The 12,645-nt window shown below is 61.3% G+C and carries 10 protein-coding genes; 9 read left to right on the top strand and 1 reads right to left on the bottom strand.

The genetic code is table 11. From position 1 onward, the window contains the following. Window positions 1-82 precede the first annotated feature (82 nt). Together AC1RTQ_RS15950 and holA are read left to right on the top strand one after the other, a co-directional pair. Window positions 83-595 carry an LPS-assembly lipoprotein LptE gene (locus tag AC1RTQ_RS15950; RefSeq protein ID WP_492877146.1) on the top strand — a complete coding sequence of 171 codons (513 nt, stop codon included), beginning with the start codon at window positions 83-85 and terminating at the stop codon, window positions 593-595. Window positions 596-743: 148 nt separating this feature from the next. Next, window positions 744-1,796, top strand: coding sequence for a DNA polymerase III subunit delta (gene holA, locus AC1RTQ_RS15945; RefSeq protein ID WP_492877145.1), 1,053 nt, complete (start codon window positions 744-746; stop codon window positions 1,794-1,796). A 162-nt stretch (window positions 1,797-1,958) separates the two neighbouring features. Here holA and AC1RTQ_RS15940 read toward each other — a convergent pair whose 3' ends face one another. Further along, the gene (locus tag AC1RTQ_RS15940; protein WP_304351744.1) at window positions 1,959-2,264 is read right to left on the bottom strand and encodes a hypothetical protein; all 306 of its coding nucleotides are present in this window, start codon (window positions 2,262-2,264) and stop codon (window positions 1,959-1,961) included. Window positions 2,265-2,371: 107 nt separating this feature from the next. Here AC1RTQ_RS15940 and AC1RTQ_RS15935 point away from each other — a divergent pair, with 107 nt between their 5' ends. From AC1RTQ_RS15935 to gshB, 7 genes are all read left to right on the top strand, one after another. Next, window positions 2,372-3,652, top strand: a complete 1,281-nt coding sequence (locus AC1RTQ_RS15935; RefSeq protein WP_492877144.1) for a glutamate-5-semialdehyde dehydrogenase — start codon at window positions 2,372-2,374, stop codon at window positions 3,650-3,652. Between the two features lie 83 nt (window positions 3,653-3,735). Then, on the top strand, window positions 3,736-5,196 hold the full coding sequence (trkA, locus tag AC1RTQ_RS15930) for a Trk system potassium transporter TrkA (RefSeq protein ID WP_492877143.1): 1,461 nt from the start codon (window positions 3,736-3,738) through the stop codon (window positions 5,194-5,196). Window positions 5,197-5,205: 9 nt separating this feature from the next. Next, window positions 5,206-6,672, top strand: a complete 1,467-nt coding sequence (locus tag AC1RTQ_RS15925) for a TrkH family potassium uptake protein (RefSeq protein WP_492877142.1) — start codon at window positions 5,206-5,208, stop codon at window positions 6,670-6,672. Between the two features lie 78 nt (window positions 6,673-6,750). Continuing rightward, complete coding sequence (gshA, locus tag AC1RTQ_RS15920; protein ID WP_302092448.1) at window positions 6,751-8,046, top strand: glutamate--cysteine ligase; 1,296 nt, start codon at window positions 6,751-6,753, stop codon at window positions 8,044-8,046. A 78-nt stretch (window positions 8,047-8,124) separates the two neighbouring features. Then, entirely contained in the window at window positions 8,125-9,993 is a 1,869-nt protein-coding gene (locus AC1RTQ_RS15915; RefSeq protein WP_409817343.1) for a potassium transporter Kup, read from the top strand. A gap of 138 nt (window positions 9,994-10,131) precedes the next feature. Then, entirely contained in the window at window positions 10,132-11,310 is a 1,179-nt protein-coding gene (locus tag AC1RTQ_RS15910) for a benzoate/H(+) symporter BenE family transporter (RefSeq protein WP_492877141.1), read from the top strand. 79 nt (window positions 11,311-11,389) lie between these two features. Continuing rightward, window positions 11,390-12,337 carry a glutathione synthase gene (gene gshB, locus AC1RTQ_RS15905; protein WP_492877140.1) on the top strand — a complete coding sequence of 316 codons (948 nt, stop codon included), beginning with the start codon at window positions 11,390-11,392 and terminating at the stop codon, window positions 12,335-12,337. The last annotated feature ends 308 nt before the right edge of the window (window positions 12,338-12,645 follow it).

Below are 12,645 nucleotides of genomic sequence, written 5' to 3'. Positions count from 1 at the left end.
TCGCTGCGGGGCGGCCCTTGCTCGGTATTTCTGGAGCAAGAGTCGATGCTCGCAGCAGGGCTTGAAGATTAGAGGACAGTTGATGCAAAAACGTACGCTGCTGGCCGCGATGGCCTTGACGCCTTTGCTGGGAGCCTGCGGCTTTCGCCTGCGCGGTGCGCCGAATTTTGTGTTTCGCTCCATTTACGTGCAGTCGGGGCGTGGTGCGCCCGTGGGCACCTTGCTGCGTCGCAGTCTGGAGTCGGCCAGCGACAAGTTGACCGTGATCAAGGACCCGGCTTCGCCCGATACGGCCGAAGTGATCTGCCAGATCATCAGCGAGCTGGCCCAGCGCGTCATCATCGGCTCCAATGTGGCCGGTCAGGTGCGTGAAATCGAGCTGCGCCTGATTGTGCGCTTCTCGCTGCGCACGCCCGGCGGCGACGAGCTGATCGAACCCGTCGAAATTCGCCAGATCCGCAACGTGACCTATAACGAAACCAATGCCTTGTCCAAGGCGGTGGAAGAGGAAATGCTGAACAAGGATATGCGCAACGACATCGTGCAGCAGATCATTCGCCGCCTGGCTGCGGTCAAGAGCCTGCAGGTGTCATAAGCCATTGCCTGAGTCGCCGCGCGGCGGGACGTCGCCTGCCGCCCCCTGGCGGAGGCCGCGAGCCGTCAGCGATGACCTGCTGAATTTGATAGCTGCTGGCGCTTGAAATCAGGGCATTTCAGATACTTTTAATAGAAAAATTTTCTCCATGCAGCTTGCGCTGAATCAGCTTCCCTCCCATCTGGCCAAGGGCTTGCGCTCGCTCTATGTGCTGCATGGCGACGAGCCGCTGCAGCAGCAGGAAGCGGCCGATGCGATTCGTACAGCGGCGCGTGCTCAGGGCTATACCGAGCGCAGCAGCTATACCGTCATGGGCGCGCACTTTGACTGGGGCGGCGTGCTGGCGGCAGGAGGCAGCCTGAGCCTGTTTGCGGACAAGCAGATTCTGGAAATTCGCATCCCCAGTGGCAAGCCCGGCAAGGATGGCAGCGCCGCGCTGCAGCAGCTGGCCAGCAGCGCTCAAGGCAACGACAGCACGTTGACCCTGATCAGTCTGCCGCGCCTGGACAAGGCCACCAAGACCGGGGCCTGGTTTGCAGCGCTGGACGGCAACGGCGTCTCCATCCAGATCGACCCCGTGGAGCGCGGCGCGCTGCCGCACTGGATTGCCCAGCGTCTGGCGCTGCAGAATCAGCGTGTGGCCGCAGGTGAAGAGGGGCAGCGCACGCTGCAGTTCTTTGCCGACCGCGTGGAAGGCAATCTGCTGGCCGCGCACCAGGAAATTCAGAAGCTCGCCCTGCTGCACCCCGAGGGCGAGCTGAGCTTGGCGCAGGTGGAGCAGGCCGTGCTCAATGTGGCGCGCTATGACGTGTTCAAGCTGTCCGAGGCCGTGCTCTCGGGCCAGGTGGCGCGCAGCATGCGCATGCTGGATGGCCTGCAAGCCGAAGGCGAGGCCGAGGTGCTGGTGCATTGGGCGCTGGCCGAGGATATTCGCAACATCAAGCGGGTCAAGGACGCCATGGCGGGCGGCAAGCCCCTGCCCATGGCGCTGCGCGAAAACCGCATCTGGGGCCCCAAGGAGAGGCTGATGGAGCGGCTGCTGCCGCGTGTCAGCGATGCACGCGCAGCCGAGTTGCTGCAAGCTGCCCATGCGGTGGACGGCATTGTCAAAGGCCTGCCCAGCGAGGGCTGGCCACGCGACAGCTGGCAGGCCCTGCGACAGCTGGCCATGCAGCTGGCGACAATAGGGAACACCCCCTGAGGCGCTGCGCGCCTGGGCAGCCCCGCCTGGGCGGCCCCGCCTTCCCCTCTGTCTTCGGGGGGGCGGCACCTTCGTTGCGGGGCGGCGCGGCGCGGCCGGCGTAGGCCCTTCCTCGGTGTCCTTCGCGCTAGAGCTGAGTCGGTTTTTTGCGCTGTGCTCGGCTCAGTGCACCTTCTCCAGTTGTATCTGCGCTTTGTCCGCCCAGGCTCGGAGGTTGTCCAGCAGGTCCTTCTGGCTGAAGGAGCAGCTTTCCTCGGTGAACAGCGCGCTGGATTCGAGCCGGTCCAGTAGATTGAGCAGCACCTCGCCATAGCGTGGCGGCAGCGCCTGCAGCAGTGCGGTTGCGGCGCGTGCCTGCTGGCCGAGGGCGCTGGCGCTGATCTGCGAGTGGGCGAGCTGCTCGAATCCGCTGCGCAGTTGCTGGAGCTGGCGGGCGCTTTCCTGCAGCGCTGTGGTGTTGTGGCTCATAAGTTTCCTTGCGATTCAGAGGCCGAGTGTAGGTGTCCGCAGGGCCATAAACCCCCTCATGCTCGGGCTTGTCTGCGCAACTTGCGTATCTCGGCGAAAATCACTCCATGAACGCGCTCAACACCGTCGAATACATGCACAACCTTGGTGTACAGGCAAAAGCTGCCTCTGCACTGATGGCGCGTGCGTCTGCAGCTACTAAAAACAAAGCACTCAAGGCGCTGGCCCGTTTGCTGCGCGAGAACATCGAGCCGCTGCAGATCGACAATGCCCGCGATCTGGAGCGCGCCATGGCCAATGGTCTTTCTGCCCCCATGGTCGACAGACTGCGCCTGACGCCCAAGGTGCTGCAGACCTGTGCCGAAGGTTGCGAGCAACTCGCTTCCATGCCCGATGTGATCGGCGAGATCAGCGGCCTCAAGCAAATGCCCAGCGGTATCCGCGTGGGTCAGATGCGTGTGCCTCTGGGCGTGTTCGGCATGATTTATGAAAGCCGCCCGAATGTGACCATCGAAGCGGCCAGCCTCTCGATCAAGAGCGGCAATGCCTGCATCTTGCGTGGCGGCTCGGAGGCGATTGACTCCAACAAGGCGCTGGCCAGGCTGGTGGTCCAGGCGCTGGCCGAAGCCGGTCTGCCCGAAGACGGTGTCAAACTGGTGGAAACCACCGACCGTGACGCCGTGGGCCAGCTCATCGCCATGCCCGACTATGTGGACGTCATCATCCCCCGTGGCGGCAAGGGCCTGATCGAGCGCATCAGCCGCGAAGCCAAGGTGCCCGTCATCAAGCATCTGGATGGCAATTGCCACACCTATGTGGATGACCCCTGCGACATCGCCATGGCCGTGAAGGTGGCCGACAACGCAAAGACCAACAAGTACAGCCCCTGCAACGCCAGCGAAAGCCTGCTGGTAGCGCGTGCCGTGGCTGCAGACTTCCTGCCCAGAATCGGTGTCGTCTATGCCGCCAAGGGCGTGGAGATGCGTTGCGATGCCGAGGCTCTGGCCATTTTGCAAACCGTCAAGGATGCCAAGCTGGCCGAGGCAGTGGAGCAGGACTGGTACGAGGAATATCTGGCGCCCATCATCAGCGTGAAGCTGGTGGACGGTGTGGATGAGGCTATTGCCCACATCAACAAGTACTCCAGTCACCATACGGAGTCGATTCTGACGACCAATCACCTGCACGCACAGAAATTCCTGCGCGAGGTCGATTCGGCCAGCGTCATGGTCAATACCAGTACCCGCTTTGCCGATGGCTTCGAGTTTGGGCTGGGCGCCGAGATCGGCATCAGCACTGACAAGTTCCATGCGCGTGGGCCGGTGGGCATCGAGGGGCTGACCTCGCTCAAATACGTGGTCTTGGGCGACGGCGAAGTCCGTTCCTGAAGTCCGTCTGCCGGAGAAGCCGCAGGCGCGGTCTTTTCCGGATATGACTCAATGCCGCAGCTTGGATCCCTTTCCATAACACCATGAAAATCATTATTCTGGGTGCCGGGCGCGTAGGCCAGAGTGTGGCCGAAAGTCTGGTGTCCGAGCAAAACGGAATCACCGTCATCGACACGGATGCGCGCGCATTGCGCGAGCTGGAATCGCGCTTCGACCTGCGCGGCGTGGTCGGCAACGGCATCGATCCCCAGGTGCTGGCCGAGGCGGGCGCCAAGGACACCGATCTGCTGATCGCCTGTGCCTCCATGGACGAGACGAACCTGGTGTGCTGCAAGATTGCCCAGGCCGTGTTCGATATTCCCACCCGCATTGCGCGAGTGCGCTCGTCCAGCTTTGCGGTGGACGACCCGGTGCTGGGCAAGGAGGGTTTTGCGGTCGATCGCATCATCTGTCCCGAGGAATCCGTCACCAATTACATCCGCAAGCTCATCGAATACCCGGAAGCCATGCAGGTGCGGGCCTTTGCGGGCGGACGAGCCGCCTTGGCCTCGGTGCGCGCACGCGCCGGCGCGCCTGCCGTGGGCCTGCAGATTGCCCAGGTGCGCGAGCGCATGCCCGAGTTGGCCATGCGCATCGTGGCGATCTACCGCCGCTTCATGGACGAGCCCGACCGGTTTGTGCGCTGTGACGGGGCTACGCGCATAGAGCCCGGCGACGAAGTCTTCATGCTGGCCGCGACCGAGCATGTGTCCGAGGCGCTCAAGGCCATCAACCTGCCGGCAGGGCGCACGAGCCGGCCGGTGTTCCGCATCATGATTGCGGGCGGGGGCCAGGTCAGCCTGCGACTTGCCAAGAAGCTGGCGCAGACGCCCGGGCGCTTTCACGTCAAGATCATCGAGTCCAATGCCCAGCAATGTCTGGGCCTGTCGTCGGTGTTGCCTGCCGAAGTGCTGGTGCTGGAAGGCGATGCCACCGATGAGGCCTTGCTGGAGGAAGAGGGCATCGAAGAGGTGGATCTGTTTCTGGCGTTGACGGACGATGACGAGGACAACATCATGTCAAGCCTGCTGGCCAAGCGCATGGGCGCGCGCCGCGTTCTGTCGCTGATCAATCGCCGCGCCTATGCCGATCTGATGCACGGCACGCAGATCGATATTGCGCTGTCGCCTGCTCAAGCCATGCTGGGCGAGTTCCTGGCCTACGTGCGCCGCGGCGATGTGCAAGCCGTGCACAGCCTGCGCCGTGGTGTGGCCGAGGCACTGGAGATCGTGGCGCGCGGCGACCGCAAAAGCTCGCGTGTGGTGGGCCGCAAGGTGGAAGAGCTGCGCCTGCCCGAGGAAGTGCATATCGGTCTCATCGTTCGCGGCATTCCAGAAGGCAAGACCTGCGAGGAAGTGGCAGGCGCGGCACTGGAGGCCGAGGTCATCATTCCGCGCAGCCATACCGTGATTGAATCCGGCGATCATGTGGTGTTCTTCCTGCCCAACAAGCGATTGGTGCGCAACGTGGAAAACCTGTTCCGCGTCAGCGCCACCTTTTTCTAAGCTGCGCTCATGAAAGACCTGCTCCCTGTCCTGCGTGTGCTGGGCATGCTGATGATCATGTTTGCCGGCGCCATGCTGCTGCCCTTTGGCATCTCCTGGTTCACCCAGGATGGCATCTGGCGCATCTACCCCTGGTCGATCGGACTGACGGTTGGCGTGGGCCTGCTGCTGTGGGGGGGGCTGCACCGTCACAAGCAGGATCTGCAACCGCGCCATGGTGTGATTCTGGTGACCTTGGTCTGGGTGGTGCTGCCGCTGTGCGCCATGGTGCCGCTGGTGATGGGGCTGAACCGGGTGGGCATCTCCATCAGCCTTACCCATGCCTACTTTGAGGCCGTATCGGGCCTGACGACAACCGGGGCCACGGTGCTCAGCGGCCTGGATCAGCTGCCAGTGTCCATCAATGTCTGGCGTACCTTCATGCAATGGATGGGGGGCATGGGGATTCTGATTCTGGCCGTGGCCGTGCTGCCGCTGCTGGGTGTAGGAGGTGCTCAGCTTTTCAGGGCGGAGGCCGCCGGCCCCGTCAAGGACACCAAGCTCACGCCGCGTATCACCGAAACGGCCAAGGGCCTGTGGGGCGTGTACGCGCTGTTCTCCATTGGCTGTTTTCTGACCTTCTGGGTCTGCGGCATGCAGCCCCTGGATGCGCTGATGCATATGTTCGCCACGGTGAGTCTGGGCGGGCTGTCGTCGCACGATGCCAGCTTTGCCTATTTCAACTCGCCACTGCTGGAGGTCGCGGCCCTGCTGTTCATGCTGTTGGCCAGCTGCAACTTTGCGCTGTACTTCGTGGCCATGCGCAAGGGCCGCATCGATAGCTTTATGCGCGACCCCGAAATGCGCGCCACGATTGGCGTGCTGCTGGGCTCGGGCCTGCTGGTGGCGCTGCTGCTCTGGATCAAGGGTGTCTATGGGCCGCTGGATGCCTTGCGCAACGGCATGTTCCACACCGTCTCGGTAGCCACGACCACCGGTTTTTCCACCACGGACTATCTGGCTTGGCCGGTGTTCATTCCTGTCTTGCTGTTGCTGCTGTCGGGGGTGGCCACCAGTGCGGGCTCGACCGGAGGCGGCATCAAGATGGTGCGCATGCTGATTCTGGTCAAGCAGGCCAGGCGCGAGATGACACGTCTGGTGCACCCGCGAGCCGTGCAGCCGGTGCGGCTGGGCGATGCGGTGGTAGATAACCCGATGATTTTTTCGGTGCTGGCCTACATGCTGGTTTACGGTGCCACCGTCATTGTGCTGAGCATGGTGCTGCTGTTGACCGATCTCGACCCTCTGACCGCGTTCTCTGCGGTGCTGGCCAGCGTGCACTGCATGGGGCCGGGGCTGGGCGCGGTTGGCCCATCATCCAACTACACGGTGTTGACGGATTTCCAGATCTGGGTGTGTACTCTGGGCATGCTGTTGGGGCGGCTCGAGATACTGAGTTTCATGGCTTTGCTGTCACCGGCATTCTGGCGTCGTTGAAACAAAGATTGGGGAAAACACCTATCTCATGCTTCAATCTCTACAATTGCCCCCCACCATCGTCTCCTGAGGGTATTTATGGTTCCACATCTCGTCACGGCTTTGACCGGCCCCATTAACGAACTTGAGCAGCGCATTCTCGACTCCATGCCTGCCATTGAGCGTTGGTTCCGCCTGGAATGGATGGAGCACACGCCGCCGTTCTACTGTTCGGTGGATATTCGTAATGCGGGTTTCAAGCTGGCACCGGTGGATACCAACCTGTTTCCAGGCGGCTGGAACAACCTGACCGATGAAATGCTGCCACTGGCTGTCCAGGCTGCGATGGCTGCTATCGAAAAGATATGCCCCGAGGCGCGCAATCTGCTCATCATCCCCGAGAACCACACGCGCAACACCCACTATCTGGCCAGCGTGCTGCAGCTCAAGCGCATCTTCAGCATGGCGGGTCTCAACGTGCGTATCGGCTCCATCAGCCCCGAGATCAAGAAGACGCTGTCCATCACGCTGCCGCTGGGTGACGAGATCAAGCTGGAGCCGGTGATCCGCAGCAAGCGCCGCCTGGGCCTCAAGGATTTCGACCCCTGCACCATTTTGCTCAACAACGATCTCTCCACCGGCGTGCCCGGCATCATCGAGGAGCTGTACGAGCAATATCTGCTGCCGCCGCTGCATGCAGGCTGGAATGTGCGTCGCAAGAGTCGCCACTTCCAGAGCTACGAGGAAGTCGGCAAGCGCTTCGGAAAGCTGCTGGGCATCGACCCCTGGCTGATCAATCCCTTGTTCGGCCATGTGGAGAACATCGATTTTGCCGAAGGCACGGGCATGGAGGCCCTGGCCGAGCAGGTGGACGTGATCCTGGGCAAGGTGCGCCGCAAGTACAAGGAATATGGCATCAAGGAAAAGCCGTTTGCCGTGGTCAAGGCCGACAACGGCACTTACGGCATGGGCGTGATGACCGTGCGCGATGCCAAGGAGCTGGCCGCGTTGCCGCGCAAGAGCCGCAACAAGATGGGAGTCATCAAGGACGGCCAGACCGTGCATGACGTCATCGTGCAGGAGGGCGTGCTGACCTATGAGCGCATGCACAACGCCGTGGCCGAGCCTGTGGTCTATATGATGGATCGTTACGTGGTGGGCGGTTTCTACCGCATGCACCCCGAGCGCGGCGAGGACGAGAACCTCAATGCCCCCGGTGCGGGCTATGTGCCCCTGGCTTTCCAGCAGAGCAATCACCTGCCTCAGGTCAGCGCGCGCCCGGGCGCCAGCGCCCCGAACCGCTTCTACATGTATGGCGTGATAGCACGTTTGGCCATGTTGGCTGCCAGCTATGAGCTGGAAGCCACTAATCCCGACGCAGAAATCTACGACTGATCTCACCGGCGCTGAGGACAGCGCACAATGCCGACAATTTCCCCACTCGGTGACTGCCTTACGAGTCGCTCCTGACCTGTGCAAAATTCGAAATCCTCGCTAGGCGCCCTGACCCTGGGTGCGATCGGTGTCGTCTATGGAGACATCGGCACCAGTGTTTTGTACTCGGTCAAGGAGGTTTTCGGCTCAGGCTATGTGCCGTTCACGCCAGACAACGTCTATGGCGTGCTCTCGGTACTGTTCTGGACGCTCACGGTCATCGTCTCCCTCAAATACGTGACACTGGTGCTGCGCGCCGACAACAACGGCGAGGGCGGGCTGGTGGCCATGCTGGCCCTGGCCTCGCAGACAGTCAAGGACAAGCCGCGACTGTCCGGCACGCTGTTTCTGGTGGGCATGTTCGGCACCTCGCTGTTTTATGGCGACGGCGTGATCACTCCGGCGATTTCCGTGCTCTCGGCGGTCGAGGGCCTGGAAGTCATCTCGCCGCATTTCACCAAGGCCGTGATTCCGCTGACGCTGGTGATCCTGTTTTTGCTGTTCTTCGTGCAAAAGCGCGGTACAGCAGGCATCGGCAAGTTCTTTGGCCCTGTCACTGTGACCTGGTTTGTCTGTATTGCCCTGCTGGGTGTGCATCAGATCATGGGGCATCCGGAAATCCTGGCTGCGCTCAGCCCGCATTACGCGGTCCGCTTCATCTGGAACAGCCCGGGCATCAGCTTCATCATTCTGGGCTCGGTCGTGCTCTGCGTGACCGGTGCCGAGGCACTGTATGCCGATCTCGGGCATTTCGGCAAGAAGCCTATCCGTCTGGCCTGGTTCAGCGTTGCCATGCCGGCGCTGACATTGAACTACTTTGGTCAGGGTGCCTTGCTGCTGGCCAATCCCGAGGCTGTCAAGAACCCGTTTTTCATGATGGCACCCAGCTGGGCGCTGCTGCCGCTGGTCATCATGGCCACCATGGCCACGGTGATCGCCTCGCAGGCGCTGATCACAGGGGCCTTCAGCGTGACGCGTCAGGTCATTCAGCTGGGCTACTTCCCTCGTTTTGAAGTGCGCCACACCAGTGTGAAGGAGACTGGCCAGATCTATATGCCTCTGGTCAACTGGGGCCTGTTTGTGGCGATTGCGCTGGCTGTTCTGCTGTTTCGCAATAGCGGCAATCTGGCGGCGGCCTACGGTATTGCGGTGACGCTGGACATGCTGATCACCACCATGCTGACCTTCTTTGTCATTCGCTATCGCTGGAACTACTCGCTGGCCTTGTGCCTGCTGGCAACGGGCTTCTTCTTCGTGGTGGATCTGGCTTTCTTCGCCTCGAATCTGCTCAAGCTGTTTGAAGGCGGCTGGTTCCCGCTGCTGATCGGTGGCACGGTCTTCACCCTGATGATGACCTGGCGTCGCGGGCGCGAGCTGCTGCATCAGAAGTTGCAGGCGGATGCGCTGGATCTGCGTCAGTTTCTGGAATCCACCTGGCGCCATCCGCCCACGCGCGTGCCCGGCACGGCGGTTTTTCTCTCGGGGGAGCCCGGCACCGTGCCGCATGCGCTTCTCCATAACCTCAAGCACAACAAAGTGCTGCATGAGCGCAATCTCTTTGTGACCGTGCGTAACCACGAAGTGCCCTGGGTTGTGATGGACAAGCGGGTAGAGGCAGAGTCGCTGGGCGGCGACTGCTGGGAAGTCATCATTCACTACGGCTTCAAGAACGAGCCCGATGTGCCTGCTGCGCTGGCGCAGCTGCGTACCCAAGGCTGCAAACTGGACTCCATGTCCACCAGCTATTTCCTGTCGCGTGATGTGATCATCCCGCGCATGAACAACTCCATGGCGCACTGGCGCGAAAAGCTGTTTGCGCAGATGCACAAGAACGCGAGCCGTGTGGCTGACTTCCTGCACCTCCCGAGCAACTCGGTGGTGGAGCTGGGCTCCAAGATCGAGTTGTAAAAATTTTGAGTCAAATATGCCTTTAGCGCTTTACCAGTAAGCGCTAGTAGCTATGATTTTTGAAGTTATGGCGGGCTTCGCCATTCACGCTCGCACGGGGCGCATCATTTTCGGTGGGGCTGGTGCCAGAATGCACGGATGCGCTTTTTCAAAGACTTGAGTCCTGCCGCCGTGGCCGCAGGCTTTGTGGCCGTGCTGGTAGGCTTTACCAGTTCGGTAGCCCTGGTGTTTCAGGCGGCGCAGGCCTTTCATGCCACGCCTGAGCAAATCACTTCCTGGATTTGGGCGCTGGGCCTGGGCATGGGTCTGTGTTCGCTGGTCCCTTCGCTGATTCTGCGCATGCCGGTCATGGTGGCTTGGTCCACCCCGGGGGCGGCGGTGCTGGCGACCGCTGGGCTGGCAGGTGGTTTCTCCATGGCAGAGGCGATCGGTGCCTTTATCGTCAGCGCGGCCCTCATCATCCTGGTCGGGGTGACCGGCTGGTTCGAACGCATCATGAACCGCATCCCCATGGAAATCGCTTCGGCCCTGCTGGCCGGCGTGCTGGCCAAGTTCGGCATGCAGGCTTTCTCTGCGGCCGAGACCAATCTGTCCCTGGGGCTGGTCATGCTGCTCGCCTATCTGCTGTCGCGGCGCATGGCTCCGCGCTATGCGGTCATCATCACCTTGCTGGCTGGAACTGCCTGGGCTGCGCTGCGCGGGCAGATGCAGTGGTCGGCCGTACACGCAGGTCTGGCCATGCCGGTCTATACGGCTCCCGAGTTCTCGCTGCAGGCGCTCATCAGCCTGGCTTTGCCCCTGTTCGTCGTGACCATGGCCTCGCAGAATCTGCCGGGCGTGGCGGTGATTCGCGCCACAGGCTATCCGATACCGGTGTCCAGGGTCATCAGCATGACCGGCGTGGCGACCTTGCTGTTGGCGCCTTTTGGCGGCTATGCCCTCAACCTCAGTGCCATCACGGCGGCGATCTGCATGGGAGACGAGGCGCATGAGGACAGAAACAAGCGCTATACCGCTGCTGCCGTGTGCGGACTGCTATATATATTGATAGCTATCTTTGGTGCAGTGGTTACCGGTCTGCTGACCGCCTTCCCCAGGGAGCTGGTGGCCTGCATCGCCGGACTGGCCCTGCTGGGTTCCATAGGCGGCGGCATGGCGACGGCCTTCAAGGAAGAAAAGCACCGAGAGGCGGCGCTCATCACTTTTCTGGTCACGCTCAGCGGCGTCGTCATCGCAGGGGTGGGCTCGGCCTTCTGGGGCGTGGTCGCTGGCAGCCTGGCCTTGCTTGTCCAGAGCCTGCGTGTGCGCAAGACCTGAGTATCTGCCGTCATATTGTGGTGTTATGCCCGGCTGGGCATGATGCCGGTATCTACCTCTACCGCTAGAGTTTTTCACCATGAAAATACTGTTTGTCGCCGATCCGCTGGAATCCTTTGTCATATACAAGGACTCCACCTTTGCCATGATGCGTGAGGCTCAGCGCCGAGGTCACCAGATCGTGGCCTGTGAGCCCCGCCACATCTCCTGGCAAAGTGGCTCCAAGGTCATGGCGCGGGTGCGGCATATCACCCTGACAGGGGACAAGGGGCGATGGTTCGAGGAAACCCAGTCTGCGCAGACGGTGCTGGCAGACTTTGACGCCATCGTCATGCGCAAAGACCCGCCGTTCGACTCCGAGTTCTTCTATGCCACGCACATGCTCGGTCAGGCGGAGCGCGAGGGGGCCAAGGTCTTCAACAAGCCCAGTGCCCTGCGCGAGCACCCCGAAAAGCTTGCCATCATGGAGTTTGCGCAATTCATCTCGCCGACGCTGGTCACGCGCAGTGCCCAGGATATCCGTGCCTTTCATGCGGAGCACAAGGACATCATCCTCAAGCCGCTGGACGGCATGGGGGGGATGGGCATCTTCCGGGTTGGCGAAGACGGCCGCAATCTAGGCAGCATCATCGAAACCCTGAATCAGGGCGGCTCCACCAGTGTCATGGTGCAGAAGTTCCTGCCCGACATCGTTCATGGCGACAAGCGGGTGCTCATCATCGGTGGCAAGCCCGTGCCGTTCTGCTTGGCTCGCATTCCGCAGGGCAATGAGGTGCGCGGCAATCTGGCGGCTGGTGGCAAGGGGGTTGCCCGGCCGTTGGAGGAGCAGGACAAGGCAATTGCCGAGTTCATTGGAGAGCGCCTGGTGCAGCGCGGCCTGCTATTGATCGGGCTCGATGTCATCGGCCATAACGTCACCGAGATCAATGTGACCAGTCCCACCTGCTTCCAGGAGATCTTTGATCAGACCGGCTGCGATGTGGCTGCGCTGTTTGTCGACGCACTGGAGCAGGCCGCTCGCGCTTGAGAAGCGACAAAGAACCCCGGCAGGCTTTGCCTGCCGGGGTTCTTTGTCTGGATGTCCGTGCAGGTGTTGTCTGGACTGCAAAAATCTGTGTACAATGCAAGGCTTCACTGAGCGAAATGCAAATTTTTGCTAGTCGATCTGAATGAAATCAGGCGGCAAAGTTGTGATACAATTCAAGGCTTCGCTGATCGCAGCAAGCAACGAGATTCAGGATCAAGTTTTTGATTTTGCACTCGGTTCCTTAAAAAAATACAGCCGATAAGCGTGGGCGTTTGAGGGCAAGCAGCCAGTTCTTCGGAACAAACTCT

The organism is Comamonas sp. GW821-FHT11H03 (assembly GCF_058807955.1).
The sequence above is the reverse complement of the archived record's forward strand: the minus strand, read 5'-3'. Positions and strand labels throughout refer to the sequence as shown.